Annotated in this window: 13 protein-coding genes; 11 read left to right on the top strand and 2 right to left on the bottom strand. The window is 63.1% G+C overall.

Annotated features, from left to right (window positions below):
- Nucleotides 1–61 precede the first annotated feature (61 nt).
- The 4 genes from C2L64_RS01230 (at nt 62) to C2L64_RS01215 (ending at nt 4,873) form a co-directional block, all read left to right on the top strand.
- Nucleotides 62–319 (top strand): BTH_I0359 family protein, encoded by a 258-nt coding sequence (locus C2L64_RS01230; protein WP_007577767.1) that lies wholly within the window; start codon nt 62–64, stop codon nt 317–319.
- Between the two features lie 310 nt (nt 320–629).
- Nucleotides 630–1,703: a homocysteine S-methyltransferase family protein gene (locus C2L64_RS01225; RefSeq protein ID WP_007577769.1), complete on the top strand. Its 1,074-nt coding sequence runs from the start codon at nt 630–632 to the stop codon at nt 1,701–1,703.
- Between the two features lie 72 nt (nt 1,704–1,775).
- Nucleotides 1,776–4,493 (top strand): methionine synthase, encoded by a 2,718-nt coding sequence (metH, locus tag C2L64_RS01220; protein WP_090834940.1) that lies wholly within the window; start codon nt 1,776–1,778, stop codon nt 4,491–4,493.
- A gap of 179 nt (nt 4,494–4,672) precedes the next feature.
- Nucleotides 4,673–4,873 (top strand): acid-shock protein, encoded by a 201-nt coding sequence (locus C2L64_RS01215; RefSeq protein WP_086909924.1) that lies wholly within the window; start codon nt 4,673–4,675, stop codon nt 4,871–4,873.
- 186 nt (nt 4,874–5,059) lie between these two features.
- Here the strand turns inward: C2L64_RS01215 and C2L64_RS01210 are convergent, their stop codons facing one another.
- The gene (locus tag C2L64_RS01210) at nt 5,060–5,386 is read right to left on the bottom strand and encodes a DUF1840 domain-containing protein (RefSeq protein ID WP_086909925.1); all 327 of its coding nucleotides are present in this window, start codon (nt 5,384–5,386) and stop codon (nt 5,060–5,062) included.
- A 427-nt stretch (nt 5,387–5,813) separates the two neighbouring features.
- Here C2L64_RS01210 and argS point away from each other — a divergent pair, with 427 nt between their 5' ends.
- From argS to C2L64_RS01175, 6 genes are all read left to right on the top strand, one after another.
- Nucleotides 5,814–7,598, top strand: coding sequence for an arginine--tRNA ligase (argS, locus tag C2L64_RS01200; protein WP_090834939.1), 1,785 nt, complete (start codon nt 5,814–5,816; stop codon nt 7,596–7,598).
- Nucleotides 7,599–7,699: 101 nt separating this feature from the next.
- The gene (locus C2L64_RS01195) at nt 7,700–8,491 is read left to right on the top strand and encodes an SPOR domain-containing protein (protein WP_090834938.1); all 792 of its coding nucleotides are present in this window, start codon (nt 7,700–7,702) and stop codon (nt 8,489–8,491) included.
- Between the two features lie 151 nt (nt 8,492–8,642).
- Nucleotides 8,643–9,281 (top strand): thiol:disulfide interchange protein DsbA/DsbL, encoded by a 639-nt coding sequence (locus C2L64_RS01190; protein WP_042306407.1) that lies wholly within the window; start codon nt 8,643–8,645, stop codon nt 9,279–9,281.
- A gap of 19 nt (nt 9,282–9,300) precedes the next feature.
- On the top strand, nt 9,301–10,071 hold the full coding sequence (locus tag C2L64_RS01185) for an SDR family oxidoreductase (RefSeq protein ID WP_090834937.1): 771 nt from the start codon (nt 9,301–9,303) through the stop codon (nt 10,069–10,071).
- A gap of 3 nt (nt 10,072–10,074) precedes the next feature.
- A complete protein-coding gene (locus tag C2L64_RS01180) occupies nt 10,075–10,887 on the top strand; it encodes a helical backbone metal receptor (RefSeq protein ID WP_090834936.1) in 813 nt (270 codons plus the stop codon).
- A gap of 233 nt (nt 10,888–11,120) precedes the next feature.
- Nucleotides 11,121–12,719: an ABC transporter substrate-binding protein gene (locus tag C2L64_RS01175; RefSeq protein WP_079484109.1), complete on the top strand. Its 1,599-nt coding sequence runs from the start codon at nt 11,121–11,123 to the stop codon at nt 12,717–12,719.
- Between the two features lie 242 nt (nt 12,720–12,961).
- Here C2L64_RS01175 and C2L64_RS01170 read toward each other — a convergent pair whose 3' ends face one another.
- Nucleotides 12,962–14,041, bottom strand: coding sequence for an MBL fold metallo-hydrolase (locus C2L64_RS01170; protein WP_090835047.1), 1,080 nt, complete (start codon nt 14,039–14,041; stop codon nt 12,962–12,964).
- Between the two features lie 188 nt (nt 14,042–14,229).
- Between C2L64_RS01170 and C2L64_RS01165 the strand changes: the two genes are divergently transcribed.
- On the top strand, nt 14,230–14,673 hold the full coding sequence (locus C2L64_RS01165; RefSeq protein ID WP_079484103.1) for a MerR family transcriptional regulator: 444 nt from the start codon (nt 14,230–14,232) through the stop codon (nt 14,671–14,673).
- Nucleotides 14,674–14,873 lie beyond the last annotated feature (200 nt).

Genomic DNA, 14,873 nt, shown 5'->3' with positions numbered 1-14,873 from the left:
CCAAGGGCTCCATCTACGGTGCAACACTGGCCCGGAGCCATCGGAAATAAGGAGTGTCGCCATGCAAATGATCTACAACAGCCCCAACTACTGTGTCGTCGAGTTCCCGCCGCAAGACGGCCATCTCTCGATGCTATCCGGTGGGTATGAGATCGTCGACAAGAACACGCAGCGCGAGATTTACATCGACGGTGCGATGGCAGCCAGTTTTCGCGAACACGTGCAGAAACTGATCGAAGACGAACCGACGCTCGACGAAGTTGACGAGTTTCTCGGTCAATTCGACAGCCTGATGAACCAGCCGGTCATTCTTCACTGATCGACAGGCGCCATCCTCCTGGCGACACGTCCTCATCGACCCCGTCCGGCCCCGCGCCGGGCGGGGTTTTTCGTTTTATGCGGCTGCTGGCGCTGAATGTGGCGCTTTTATATGGATATCGCGGCGCGAAACGCCGGGGCGCTTCGTTGCGAAAACAGCGACCAGCGTACGAAATGCCCCTCGCGCTACCCTGCCGGCAACCGCCGCGCCCCGTGCAAGTCCGCCGCGCACGGCACGCCCGCGACCATGCGGCTACAATATTGAGTTTCCTGAAAAAAGCCGGCCCGTCCGGCACGAGCCCGATCAGACCATGAACCAGCCCGTCACGTCAGCCCCGTCAGCCGCCAGCCCCCGTGCCGCGTATACGCGCGGCGCGACCCTGCCCGCGTTGCTCGAATCGCGCATCCTGATTCTGGACGGCGCGATGGGCACGATGATCCAGCGCTACAAGCTCGACGAAGCCGCCTATCGTGGCGAGCGCTTCAAGGACTACGCGCGCGACATCAAGGGCAACAACGAACTACTGTCCATCACGCAGCCGCAGATCATCAGCGAGATTCACGAGCAGTATCTGGCGGCAGGCGCGGACATCATCGAGACGAACACGTTCGGCGCGACAACCGTCGCGCAGGCCGACTACGGCATGGAAGATCTCGCCGTCGAAATGAACCGCGAGTCGGCGAAGCTCGCGCGCGCCGCATGCGACAAATACTCGACGCCCGACAAGCCGCGCTTCGTCGCGGGCGCGATCGGACCGACGCCGAAGACGGCGAGCATCTCGCCCGACGTCAACGATCCGGGCGCGCGCAACGTCACGTTCGACGAACTGCGCACGGCGTACTACGAACAGGCAAAGGCGCTGCTGGAAGGCGGCGCGGACCTGTTCCTCGTCGAAACGATCTTCGACACGCTGAATGCGAAAGCTGCGCTGTTTGCGCTCGACGAACTGTTCGAAGACACGGGCGAGCGCCTGCCCATCATGATCTCGGGCACGGTGACGGACGCATCGGGCCGCATTCTGTCGGGACAGACGGTCGAGGCTTTCTGGAACTCCCTGCGTCACGCAAAGCCGCTGACGTTCGGCCTGAACTGCGCGCTCGGCGCGGCGCTGATGCGCCCGTACATCGCGGAGCTGGCGAAGCTGTGCGACACGTATGTGTCGTGCTATCCCAACGCCGGTTTGCCGAATCCGATGAGCGACACGGGCTTCGACGAACTGCCCGCCGATACCTCGGGCCTGCTGAAGGAATTCGCACAAGCGGGCCTCGTAAACATCGCGGGCGGCTGCTGCGGCACGACGCCGGAGCACATCGCCGCGATCGCGAAGGCGCTGAACGACGTGAAGCCGCGCAAGTGGCCGAGCCAGTATCGCGACGCCGCCTGAAGTACCCAAAGCACGCTTTACAGCACGCGCACACCGAAGCATTGACGCACTGACGAAACACGCACACGAACCATGACCGATCACACGATGCGCCTTTCCGGCCTGGAGCCGTTCAACGTCACTTCGGGGACGCTCTTCATCAACGTTGGCGAACGCACCAACGTGACGGGCTCGAAGGCATTCGCGCGGATGATTCTGAACGGCCAGTTCGACGAAGCGCTGGCCGTCGCGCGCCAGCAGGTCGAGAACGGCGCGCAGGTCATCGACGTCAACATGGACGAAGCGATGCTCGATTCGAAAGCGGCGATGGTGCGCTTCATGAATCTGATCGCATCGGAGCCGGACATCGCACGCGTGCCGATCATGATCGACTCGTCGAAGTGGGAGGTGATCGAAGCGGGCCTGAAGTGCGTGCAAGGCAAGGCGATCGTCAACTCGATCTCGCTGAAGGAAGGCGAAGAGAGCTTCCGCCATCACGCGAACCTGATTCGCCGCTACGGCGCGGCGGCCGTCGTGATGGCGTTCGACGAGCAAGGCCAGGCCGACACGTACAAGCGCAAGACGGAAATCTGCAAGCGCTCGTACGACATTCTCGTCAATGAAGTCGGCTTCCCGCCCGAAGACATCATCTTCGACCCGAACATCTTCGCAATCGCAACGGGTATCGAAGAGCACAACAACTACGCTGTCGACTTCATCAATGCAACGCGCTGGATCAAGCAGAACCTGCCGTATGCGAAGGTGAGCGGCGGCGTGTCGAACGTGTCGTTCTCGTTCCGCGGTAATGACCCGGTGCGCGAAGCGATTCACACCGTGTTCCTCTACCACGCGATTCAGGCGGGTATGGACATGGGCATCGTCAATGCGGGCCAGTTGGGCGTGTACGCGGACCTCGACACCGATCTGCGTGAGCGCGTCGAAGACGTCGTGCTGAACCGCCGCGATGATTCCACCGACCGTCTGCTCGAAAGCGCCGACAAGTTCAAGACGGGCGCAGCGAAGAAAGAAGAGAACCTCGAATGGCGCAATCAGCCTGTCGAAAAACGTCTCGCGCATGCGCTCGTGCTCGGTATCACGAACTTCATCGTTGAAGACACGGAAGAGGCGCGCGCCAAGATCATGGACGGCGGCGGCCGCCCGATCAACGTGATCGAAGGGCCGCTGATGGACGGCATGAACGTCGTCGGTGATCTGTTCGGCCAGGGGAAGATGTTCCTGCCGCAAGTCGTGAAGTCGGCGCGCGTGATGAAGCAGGCCGTCGCTCACCTGATTCCGTTCATCGAAGAAGAAAAGCGCCAGCTCGCCGAAGCGGGCGGCGACGTCCGCGCGAAAGGCAAGATCGTCATCGCGACCGTGAAGGGCGACGTGCACGATATCGGCAAGAACATTGTCTCCGTGGTGCTTCAGTGCAATAACTTCGAAGTGGTCAACATGGGCGTGATGGTCCCGTGCAACGAGATTCTCGCGAAGGCGAAAGTCGAAGGCGCGGACATCATCGGGCTGTCGGGTCTGATCACGCCGTCGCTCGAAGAGATGGCCTACGTCGCGTCGGAAATGCAGCGCGACGACTACTTCCGCGTGAAGAAGATTCCGCTGCTGATCGGCGGCGCGACGACTTCGCGTGTGCACACGGCCGTGAAAATCGCGCCGCACTACGAAGGCCCTGTCGTGTACGTGCCGGATGCATCGCGCTCGGTGTCGGTTGCGTCGAACCTGTTGTCGGACGAAGGCGCGACGAAGTATCTCGACGAACTGAAGTCCGACTACGACCGCATCCGCGATCAGCACGCGAACAAGAAGGCGCTGCCGCTCGTCACGCTCGCCGAGGCGCGCGCGAAGAAGGCGAAGATCGACTGGAGCGGTTATCAGCCGGTGAAGCCGAAGTTCATCGGCCGGCGCGTGTTCAAGAATTTCGATCTGAGCGAACTCGCGAACTATATCGACTGGGGCCCGTTCTTCCAGACGTGGGATCTCGCCGGTCCGTATCCCGCGATCCTGAACGATGAGATCGTCGGCGAATCGGCGCGGCGCGTGTTCTCGGATGCGAAGTCGATGCTCGCGCGCCTGATCCAGGGCCGCTGGCTGACGGCGAACGGCGTGGTCGCGCTGCTGCCCGCTAACACCGTCAACGACGACGACATCGAAATCTACACGGACGAGTCGCGCAGCCAAGTCGCGCTGACGTGGCGCAACGTGCGCCAGCAAAGCGTGCGCCCCGTGGTGGACGGCGTGATGCGTCCGAACCGCTCGCTTGCCGACTTCATTGCGCCGAAGGATTCGGGCGTCGCCGACTACATCGGCATGTTCGCTGTCACGGCGGGCCTCGGCGTCGACGTGAAGGAAAAGCAGTTCGAGCAGGATCACGACGACTACAGCGCGATCATGCTGAAGGCGCTCGCCGACCGCTTCGCGGAAGCGTTCGCCGAAGCAATGCACGCGCGCGTGCGCCGCGACCTGTGGGGCTATGCGCAGAGCGAAACCCTCTCGAACGACGATCTGATCGGCGAGAAGTATCGCGGCATCCGTCCCGCGCCGGGCTATCCGGCGTGCCCGGATCACCTCGTCAAGCGCGACATGTTCGACGTCCTGCAAGCAGGCGAGATCGGCATGAGTGTCACCGAATCACTGGCGATGCTGCCCGCTGCGAGCGTCTCCGGCTTCTACCTCGCGCATCCCGACAGCACGTATTTCTCGGTCGGCAAGATCGGCCAGGATCAGCTGGAGGACTACGCGCAGCGCATGTCGCTGTCGAAGGCGGATGCCCAACGCGCGCTCGCGCCGTTGCTGTAAGACGCAGACGCCGGGCGGCAGGACTATATCGCTGGCCGTAGGCTGAATATTTTCAGTTGAAAGCACAGCGAATATTTTCGGCTTTGTAGACTGAGCGGGCATTACTTGCCGACCCGCCAGACGCGACCGGAAAAACGCGTCGGCTCAACGACTTGCAACCGTCAACGGAGAAAAATCGTATGAAGAAGCTGACGCTGATGTTGACCGTGTTATCGCTTGCCGCCATTGCACCGATCACCGAGGCTCAGCCTCAGGCGCCGGGCGGATCGAGTGCGGTGAGTTCGTACTCCCCGCCCACCGTCAAGCATGTGAAAAAGCCGAAAAAGAAGAAGAACGGCGCATCCGCTCCCGCGACTGCGCCGCAAGGCGCGAGTCAGTAAGGCTCGCGGCGCTGCAAAAGCAAAAGCCCGTCGTTCGACGGGCTTTTTTGCTTCTGGGCGCAACACACTGGCCTGACCGAACGCGATGCGCGGTCTGCGCCACCACCACGAAAGCGGCGGCCATCAAACCCACGGAGGCGCCTGAACGGGCGCCGCTCAACGCACGCTGGCAGCTCGCTTCAGCGTTCAGAGGCCCCAGACGATATCCGTATTTTCCTTCTGCGCAGCGCGCAGCATGTCGAGGAACGGATACGCCCGCTGCGCGAGACCAATCGGAATCTCGTGGTGCTCGTGGCCATCCTCCCCTTCGTGGAAGTGGCCCTCATGCTCGGCGCGCTCCTGCTTGTCGGTAACGATGGCCGCTTCGAGCTTCGAGATCACCACGCCAAGTTCGTCGTGAGCGATCACGCCGCGTTGGCCGAGCCGCTTGCCGATGATGCCGAGCAAATATTGGGCGAGATTCTCCAGCATCACCACGTCGGGGGCGGAGCGGCATTTGAAAGTAATCAGCATGATGACGGTTCCCTTTTCGTTATGTTGGCTTCTCGCGCGGCCGGCCGCTGGATACTCGCGACATCGCAACAGCCAGCCGCACGGGTTCCGTTGACACGCCCGCCTGTCAGTCGACGGCAGGCTGGCGGCCACGGCCCTTGCTGGGCATCTCATTGGACATATTAGCACCTGCTAAAATCCGACATTGACGGAAAAAGCTCGCTGCCGTGCGGCCGGGCACGCTGCGCTGCGTCGCAGCTGCGCGTGTTGCAGACTGTCGCCACGGCCCGCGCCACGAAACGTTAGCCGCCTGCCGCGCCGCCGCAGCGTCGCGCGGGCGCCGCGCATCGGGCGCTCAAGCGCTTTCCACGCCGTCGACGGCCTTGCATCACGCCGTTCGCGGCGCTGCCCCGCTTCATCGGACTGCCTCACTGGACTCGCAACAAGCATGCTGCCTGCACACAAACACACTCTCGAAACCCTCTTGACCGACGTGGTCAAGCAGGTCGCCCAGGCGACGCAAGGTGAATCCGAAGCCGCGTTCATCGCGCCCGCCATCACGCTCGAACGGCCGAAGGTCGCCGCGCACGGCGACGTCGCGTGCAACGTCGCGATGCAGCTCGCCAAGCCGCTGCGTGCGAACCCGCGCCAGCTCGCGCAGCAGATCGTCGATGCGCTGCTCGCGCATCCGCTCGCGAAAGGCCTCGTCGATAGCGCCGAAGTGGCGGGTCCCGGCTTCATCAACTTGCGTGTGTCGGCGGCTTCCAAGCAGGCCGTGATCGCCGCCGTGTTCGAGCAGCGCGAAACGTTCGGCCGCTCGCAGCGCGACGCGGGCAAGCACGTGCTGGTCGAGTTCGTCTCGGCCAATCCGACCGGCCCGCTGCACGTCGGCCACGGCCGCCAGGCCGCGCTCGGCGATGCGACGTCGAACGTGCTCGCGTCGCAAGGCTATGACGTGCACCGCGAGTTCTACTACAACGACGCCGGCGTGCAGATCGGCAATCTCGCCATCTCGACGCAGGCGCGCGCCCGTGGCCTGAAGCCGGGCGACGCAGGCTGGCCCGAAGCCGCATACAACGGCGAATACATCGCCGACATCGCGCGCGACTATCTGAACGGCGAGACCGTGTCGGCAAGCGACGGCGAACCCGTCAAGGGCGCGGGCGACGTCGAAGACCTCGATGCGATCCGCCGTTTCGCCGTCGCGTATCTGCGTCATGAGCAGGATATGGACCTGCAGGCGTTCGGCGTGAAGTTCGACCAGTATTACCTCGAATCGTCGCTGTACAAGGAAGGCCGCGTCGAGAAGACCGTGAACGAGCTGATCGCGGCGGGCAAGACTTACGAGCAGGAAGGCGCGCTGTGGCTGCGCACCACCGACGACGGCGACGACAAGGACCGCGTGATGCGCAAGTCCGACGGCACGTACACGTACTTCGTGCCCGATGTCGCGTATCACGAGACGAAGTGGGAGCGCGGCTTCACGAAGGTCATCAACATCCAGGGCTCGGACCACCACGGCACGATCGCGCGCGTGCGCGCCGGGCTGCAGGGTCTCGGCGTCGGCATTCCGAAGGGCTATCCCGACTACGTGCTGCACAAGATGGTCACCGTGATGCGCGACGGCCAGGAAGTGAAGATCTCGAAGCGCGCGGGCAGCTATGTAACGGTGCGCGATCTGATCGAATGGTCGGGCGGCGCCGTGCCGGGCCAGGAGGCCTCGCCCGATCTGCTCGACGAAGAGACGATCCGCCGCGGCCGTGACGCCGTGCGCTTCTTTTTGATCTCGCGCAAGGCCGACACGGAGTTCGTGTTCGACGTCGATCTCGCGCTCAAGCAGAACGACGAGAACCCGGTGTACTACGTGCAGTACGCGCACGCGCGCATCTGCTCGGTGATCAACGAATGGAAGTCGCGCTACGGTGCCGATGAAGCGGTGCTGCCGTCGGTCGATCTGTCGCCGCTCGACAGCGAGCGCGCGATGGCGCTGCTGCAGAAGCTCGCCGAATACCCCGACATGCTCACGCACGCCGCCGACGAACTCGCGCCGCATGCCGTCGCGTTCTATCTGCGCGACCTCGCGGGCGAATTTCACTCGTTCTACAATGCCGAACGCGTTCTGGTCGACGACGAAGCACCGCGCAATGCGCGCATCGCGCTGCTCGCGGCAACGCGCCAGGTGCTGGCCAACGGCCTCGCTGTGATTGGTGTGTCGGCACCCGCAAAAATGTAATCTCTCCGCGTTTTAATTGCGATTTAATCGGGACGATAGCCGGATGACCGTCGTTATAATCGACGGTCATTCCAGATTTCCTTTTGCAGGTGAATTAGACGATGGCAAAACCACGCCGCACTACAAAGCAGTCAAAACAAACCGGGGGCACTTTTCTCGGTATCGTGCTGGGCCTGATCGTCGGCCTGGCCATCGCGGTGGTGGTGGCGCTTTACATCACGCGCGCGCCTACGCCGTTCGTCGCGAAGGTCGCGCCGCCCGCTGCATCCGATAGCGGCGCAAGCCAGCCGCAATACGACCCGAACCGTCCGCTGCAGGGCAAGACCCCCGGCCAGCCGGTGCCGCAAGCAGCGCAACCCGCGCCGCCCAACACGGCGCCAGGCCAGACCACGAACCAGACGCAGACGTCGGGCATGCTCGAAGAGCCGCAGATCGTCGAAGTGCCGCCGTCGAACAACGGCGTCGCCGTCGCGCCGAAGCCCGCGCAGGACAACGGCGCAAACACCGGCACGACCACGGCAGCCATTCCGCCGAAGAAGGCGCCGAGCCCGACCAGCGCGCCCACCACGACAGCCAACAACGCGCCGACGCAGCCGCCCAAGGCCGGCTCGACGCCGAACGCCAACGCCACGCCGCCCGCCGCCAACGACGCGAACACCGGCTATCTGCTGCAGGTCGGCGCCTACAAGACGTCCGCCGACGCCGAACAGCAGCGCGCGCGCCTCGCGTTCCAGGGCTTCGAATCGAAGGTCACGCAGCGCGATGCGGGCGGTGTGACGTACTATCGCGTGCGTATCGGCCCGTTCTCGAAGTTCGAGGACATGAACACCACGCGTCAGCGTCTTTCGGATGCGGGCGTCGATACAGCCGTCATCCGCTTCACCAAGCAGTGATTCACATTCGGTAATGCATTGTCATGCGCCGCCGCTGAACCTTCAGCGCGCGGCGCAAGTCTCAGGTGCGGCAGCCTGGCGTCGAAACCGTAGCGGTCGCGGCGCGCAACAAGCCGGCCACCGTTACTTTCCCTGATTGGGTTCACAAGACATGAAAAAACTGCTCAGCATTCTTTTCCTCTCGATCGGTCTCGTCGCGAGCGCGGTACAAGCGGCGCCCGCCGCGCCCGTCGCCGGCAAGGACTACACCGTGCTGTCCACGCCGCAGCCCGTTGAAGCGCCTGCCGGCAAGATCGAAGTCATCGAGTTCATGTGGTACGGCTGCCCGCACTGCAACGAGTTCGACCCGTATCTCGAAGCGTGGGTCAAGAAGCAGGGCCCCGACGTCGTGTTCAAGCGCGTGCCCGTTGCGTTCCGCGACGACTTCATCCCGCACTCGAAGCTCTATCACGCGGTCGACGCGCTCGGCCTCGCCAATCAGCTCACGCCGGACATCTTCCACGAGATCCACGTCAACAAGAACTATCTGCTGACGCCGGAAGACCAGGCCAAATTCCTCAAGACCAAGGGCGTCGATCCGAAGAAGTTCATGGACGCGTACAACTCGTTCTCGACGCAGAGCGCGATCCAGCGCGACAAGAAGCTGCTCGAAGACTTCAAGATCGACGGCGTGCCGACGCTCGCCGTGCAGGGCAAGTACGAAACGGGTCCGGCGCAGACCAACAGCCTGCCGGGCACGATTCAGGTGCTCGACTATCTGGTCGCGCAGGTTCGCGCCAAGAAGATGTAATTCAGCCCGCACGCGCCGCATGAGTTCACCACTGAAGGTTTTCATCACCGGCGCGTCCAGTGGCATAGGTGAAGCGCTCGCCGCCGACTATGCGCGGCGCGGCGCGATTCTCGGCCTCGTCGCCCGTCGCGGCGACGCGCTCGCCGACTTCCAGCAGTCCCATCCCCAGAACGCAATCTCCGTGTATTCCGTCGACGTACGGGATGCGGAGGCGCTCGCGCAGGCCGCGCAGCAGTTCATCGCGGAGCATGGCTGCCCCGACATCGTGATCGCGAACGCGGGCATCAGCCGCGGCGCCGTGACAGGCCACGGCGACCTGCAAACGTTCCGCGATGTGATGGACATCAACTACTTCGGCATGGTCGCGACGTTCGAGCCGTTCGCGCAAGCAATGGTCGACGCGCGCAAGGGCGCCCTCGTCGGCATTGCGAGCGTCGCCGGCGTGCGCGGCCTGCCGGGTTCGGGCGCGTATAGCGCGTCGAAATCGGCGGCGGCGAAGTATCTGGAAGCGCTGCGCGTCGAGATGCGGCCGTTCGGCGTATCGGTCGTGACGATCGCGCCGGGCTATATCCGCACGCCGATGACGGCGCACAATCCGTACGCGATGCCCTTCCTGATGGATGCGGACCGCTTCGCCGCAAAAGTCGCCGATGCGATCGCGCACAAGAGACGCTTCGCGACCTTCCCATGGCAAATGCGCCTCGTGTCGATGCTGCTGCACGTCGCGCCTCGCTGGCTCTACGACGCCGTCTTCGAAAAGGCTCCGCGCAAGCCGCGCGCTGCGCAGTAGATCATGCGCACGCGTGTCGTCGATGCAGCCGGTGTCGAACACGCGAAAGCGGAACGCGGCGCGCGCATCGTATCGCTGGTGCCGAGCATCACCGAACTTCTCTTTACTTTGAAGCTGGACGCGCAGATCGTCGGGCGCACGGGCTTTTGCGTGCATCCGCGCGACAAGGTGCGCCGTGTGCCGAAAGTCGGCGGTACGAAAGCCGTGAAGATCGACGCCGTGCAGGCGCTGCAACCCACACATGTCATCGTCAATGTCGACGAGAACGAGCGCGAGACCGTCGAGCAGTTGCGCGCGTTCGTGCCGCACGTCGTCGTCACGCATCCTTTGACGCCCGAGGACAACTTCGCGTTGTATGCGCTGCTCGGCGCGATTTTCGATCGCGACGACGAAGCGCGCGCGTTGGGCGCACAGCTTCAGACGCAACTGGACGCATGCGCATCGCGCGAATGGCCGCAGCAGAACGTGCTCTATGCGATCTGGCGCGAGCCGTGGATGACCGTCGCACGCGACACCTATATCTCAGCAATGCTGCGCCTCGTGAACTGGCAGACGCTGCCCGATGTGCGCGGCGGCGAGACAGGCGCGGCGCGTTATCCTTCGTTCGATCTGGATGCCGCGTGGCTCGCCCAGGCCGATCGCGTGTTGCTGTCGAGCGAGCCGTATCGCTTCACCCAGCAGCATTGCGACGCGCTCGAGCGGGACGCTCGCCTCGCGGGCAAATGGATCGGGCTGATCGACGGCGAGATGGTGTCGTGGTACGGCTCGCGTGCGATCGACGGCATCGCGTATCTTCTGGACCACGCCAGCCGTTAGCGCGTATCCGCCGCCATATGGATATACGGATTCAATTGTTGTCGCTGCTGAAAGCGTTCGATAAGCTTGCGCCAGAGCCGGCGACGAATGACGCACTGATGTGACGCACTGCGCCTGCACCGAAACCGTATCAGAATCAGTTTGCGTGAAAGCACCCGCCCGGAGCGCGCGTAGTCAGCAGCAAATGCACGACGCCGCCCCGCCACGAACAATTCGAAATCCCGGGAGATCTTATGCGTTTCAAGTTGCTTGCCGCCGCCGCGACGCTGACGGCCCTCGCCACCGCGCCCGCGCTGGCCGTCGCGAAGCCGCTAACCGTTTGCACGGAATCGAGCCCGGACGGCTTCGACGTCGTCCAGTACAACTCGCTCGTCACGACCAATGCATCGGCGGATGTGATTTTCAATTCGCTCGTGTCGTACGACGAAGCGGCGAAGAAAGTCGTGCCGTCGCTCGCCGACAAGTGGGACGTCAGCACCGACGGCCTCACGTACACGTTCCATCTGCGCCCGAACGTGCCGTTCCAGACCACCGACTATTTCAAGCCCACGCGCGCGCTGAACGCCGATGACGTCGTCTTCACGTTCACCCGCATGCTCGACGACAACAACCCGTGGCACAAGGTCGCAGGCGCGAGCGGCTTTCCGCACGCGCAGTCGATGGGTCTCGTGAAGCTGATCAAGGCGGTGTCGAAGGTCGACGACAACACGGTGAAGTTCGAGCTGAACGAGCCGAACGCGACCTTCGTGTCGATCCTGACGATGGGCTTCGCGTCGATCTATTCGGCCGAATACGCGGACCAGTTGCTGAAGGCGGGCAAACAGACCGACCTGAACGCGAAGCCGATCGGCACAGGTCCGTTCGTGCTGAAGGGCTACACGAAAGATTCGATCATCCGCTATGACGTGAACCCGAGCTACTGGGGCGCGAAGCCGAAGATCGACCGTCTGATCTACGCGATCACGCCCGACGCCGCTGTGCGCGCGCAAAAGGTGAAGGCAGGCGAATGCCAGATTGCGCTGTCACCGAAGCCGCAGGATGTCGCCGACGCGAAGCAGGACAAGTCGCTCGCCGTCGTGCAGACGCCCGCGTTCATGACGGCATTCGTCGCGCTGAACACGCAGAAGAAGCCGCTCGATAACCAGAAGGTGCGCGCGGCGCTGAACATGGCGTTCGACCGCACGTCGTACCTGAAAGCCGTGTTCGACAACACGGCGACGCCCGCAAACAATCCGTATCCGCCGAATACGTGGAGCTACGACAAGGCCGTCAAGCCGTGGCCGTACGACGCGGAGAAGGCGAAGAAACTGCTCGCCGAAGCGGGCTATCCGAACGGCTTCGAAACGACGATCTGGGTGCGGCCGAACGGCAGCGTGCTGAATCCGAATCCGAAGGCGGGCGCGGAAATGCTGCAGGCGGACTTCGCGAAGATCGGCGTGAAGGCCGAGGTGAAGGTGATCGAATGGGGCGAGTTGATCAAGCAGGCCAAGCAGGGACAGCACGACACGCTGTTCATGGGCTGGGCCGGCGACAACGGCGACCCGGACAACTATCTGTCGCCGCTCTTTAGCTGCAATGCGGTGAAGTCGGGGATCAACTTCGCGCGTTATTGCGACCCGGAGCTCGACAAACTGATCGCGCAGGGCAAGGAGACGGCGGATCAGGGCAAGCGCACGAAAGCGTATGAAGCCGCGCAGCAGATCATTCACGATGCTGCGCTGTGGATTCCGCTTGGGTATCCGACGGCGGCCGCTATCACGCGGACGAACGTGAGCGGGTATCACGTCAGTCCGTTTGGGCGGCAGAATTTTGGGGCGGTGGTGGTGCAGTAAGCTGCGCTGCGGTTCGCGCTATGGAAAAAGCCCGGCCTGCGAGATGCGGCCGGGCTTTTTGTTTGGGGCGACGAAGTGGCTCGGGCGCATCGCGTGCGCCGAACTTTTTCACCATAAAATCAAATTTAAACCGCTTTACTTTGACTTTATGACGATCCGGGCGGTTTTCGGGTGCTTCTGAGGTGTGTCGGCAAAGCAAGAATTCATGTCCGTGCCTGACGCTCGCCGCTTAACGCAACGGCTTATCTGCCCTCACCCTCAAACCGAATCACCCCATCCCCACCCTGCACCCGCTTCAACTCCCCCTGAAGCCACAGCAGATGCAAATGCGCGAGCGCTTCGCCCATCGCGAACGTCATCTGGTGAATATCGAGTTCCCGTTTGAACATGATGGGGACGATATCCGCCGCGCTACACGGCATCTGGGCACACGCCTCACGCACTTCCGCCAGCCGCGCCGCGTGGTGATCGCGCAGCTGTCCGATACGCGTATGCAGCCCCCGAAACGGCTTGCCATGCGAAGGCAGCACCAGCGTATCCGGTGCCATCGTTTCATAACGGCCAAGCGAACCGAGATACAGCGCCAGAGGATTGCCTTCCGGCTCGATGTCGAACACCGACACGTTCGTCGAAATGCGCGGCAACACCATATCGCCGGAAATCAGCACGCCATCCGCTTCCGCATGCAGCGCGCAATGCTCCGGCGAATGACCGAAGCCCGTCACGACTCGCCACGTGCGCCCGCCGATCGACAGCGCATCGGCGTCGCGCATCCGCCGGTATTGGCCCGGCACCAAAGGAACGAGGTTCGCGTAATAGCTCTTGCGGTTGCGCAGCTTGTCGAGCGAGGTCTCGTCGCTTAGTCCATGCCGCGCAAAGTGCCGCGCCGCGCCCTCGCCGCCCGCGTTCGAGCCGTCGCCGGCCGCCATCACGCGGCCCAGCATGTACTCGCCGAGCGAGATCCACAGACGCACGTTCCAGCGCTTCTTCTCGCCGCCCTCACACAGCCAGTTCGCGAGACCGAGGTGATCCGGATGACAATGCGTGACGATCACGCGCAGCACGGGCAAGCCTTCGAGCGCCGTGTCGAACAGCGTTTCCCAGTTCGCCTTGATCTCGTCCGAAGCGATCCCGCAATCGACGATCGTCCAGCCCTTCTGCCCGTCGATCTCGTCGCGCAGCAGCCAGAGGTTGATGTGATCGAGCGCGAACGGCAACGGCATGCGCAGCCAGTAGACGCCCGGCGCGACTTCCCGCGTCGTGCCGGCGGCGGGCATCTGGTCAGCGAATGGATAGTCGAGCTGGTGTTCGAGAGCATTCATCGTAGGGTTTCCTTCGTCGGCGGCACGGTCGGTTGCGTGGTCGGTTGCAAATCGGGTTGCATGAAGCGGCCGTGCGCGTGGTTGCGCTTTGTTCAGGTTGACGATAACGTAAACGTCGATTCTAGCGTTCAATCCGTTTTTGTGCCCGTCCATCAGGACAGACCGGACAGGCCGACCCAGACCCAACGATGAACACCCAATACACGATTACCGAACTGGCCCGCGAATTCGACGTGACGCCGCGCGCGATCCGTTTCTACGAAGACCAGGGTTTACTCTCACCGAGCCGCGAAGGTTCGAGCGGTTTGCGCCGCGTGTACTCGGGCCGCGACCGCACGCGGCTGCGGCTGACGCTGCGTGGCAAACGTCTGGGCTTCACGTTGTCGGAGATTCGCGATCTGCTCGACCTGTACGATTCGCCGACGGATACCCAACCGCAGTTGCAGGCGTTCCTCGCGACGGTGGTTCGGCATCGCGAAGTGCTGGAGCGTCAGCGCGAGGACCTCAACGCGACGCTCGAAGACCTCGCGCAATACGAAGCGCAGGCGCGCGCGCTGCTCGAACGCGGCACGCGCGGCGACGGCTACAGCGAGGCAGACAAACTCGCGCACGAAGGCACCAAGACAGATTGAAAGAAAAATCCTGATCGGAAGATCGGATGCCAAACACGACAGTTGGCGCGGCGTTGCGTGAAGATGCGCCGAACGCCATGCAACACGCTTCAAACGGCAATGCGTCGACGCCGCGCTCAAAAGGCCTGAAGGCGTCTCGCAAGCTCACCCGGGCGATACAATCGCAGGGGTCTTCGCGACATTGAACGAATGCACGGTCG

Origin of the sequence: Paraburkholderia hospita, assembly GCF_002902965.1 — a bacterium.
In the GTDB taxonomy this organism is placed as follows: Bacteria; Pseudomonadota; Gammaproteobacteria; order Burkholderiales; family Burkholderiaceae; genus Paraburkholderia; species Paraburkholderia hospita.
This window is presented reverse-complemented; position numbering and strand designations above follow the sequence as displayed.

What these genes read in the sequence shown, in the direction of transcription:
- C2L64_RS01190 (WP_042306407.1), top strand. Translation starts at nt 8,643, where the DNA reads ATGAAAAAACTGCTCAGCATTCTTTTCCTCTCGATCGGTCTCGTCGCG.
- C2L64_RS01195 (WP_090834938.1), top strand. Translation starts at nt 7,700, where the DNA reads ATGGCAAAACCACGCCGCACTACAAAGCAGTCAAAACAAACCGGGGGC.
- C2L64_RS01210 (WP_086909925.1), bottom strand. Translation starts at nt 5,386, where the DNA reads ATGCTGATTACTTTCAAATGCCGCTCCGCCCCCGACGTGGTGATGCTG.
- C2L64_RS01180 (WP_090834936.1), top strand. Translation starts at nt 10,075, where the DNA reads ATGCGCACGCGTGTCGTCGATGCAGCCGGTGTCGAACACGCGAAAGCG.
- metH (WP_090834940.1), top strand. Translation starts at nt 1,776, where the DNA reads ATGACCGATCACACGATGCGCCTTTCCGGCCTGGAGCCGTTCAACGTC.
- argS (WP_090834939.1), top strand. Translation starts at nt 5,814, where the DNA reads ATGCTGCCTGCACACAAACACACTCTCGAAACCCTCTTGACCGACGTG.
- C2L64_RS01175 (WP_079484109.1), top strand. Translation starts at nt 11,121, where the DNA reads ATGCGTTTCAAGTTGCTTGCCGCCGCCGCGACGCTGACGGCCCTCGCC.
- C2L64_RS01185 (WP_090834937.1), top strand. Translation starts at nt 9,301, where the DNA reads ATGAGTTCACCACTGAAGGTTTTCATCACCGGCGCGTCCAGTGGCATA.
- C2L64_RS01215 (WP_086909924.1), top strand. Translation starts at nt 4,673, where the DNA reads ATGAAGAAGCTGACGCTGATGTTGACCGTGTTATCGCTTGCCGCCATT.
- C2L64_RS01170 (WP_090835047.1), bottom strand. Translation starts at nt 14,041, where the DNA reads ATGAATGCTCTCGAACACCAGCTCGACTATCCATTCGCTGACCAGATG.
- C2L64_RS01165 (WP_079484103.1), top strand. Translation starts at nt 14,230, where the DNA reads ATGAACACCCAATACACGATTACCGAACTGGCCCGCGAATTCGACGTG.
- C2L64_RS01230 (WP_007577767.1), top strand. Translation starts at nt 62, where the DNA reads ATGCAAATGATCTACAACAGCCCCAACTACTGTGTCGTCGAGTTCCCG.
- C2L64_RS01225 (WP_007577769.1), top strand. Translation starts at nt 630, where the DNA reads ATGAACCAGCCCGTCACGTCAGCCCCGTCAGCCGCCAGCCCCCGTGCC.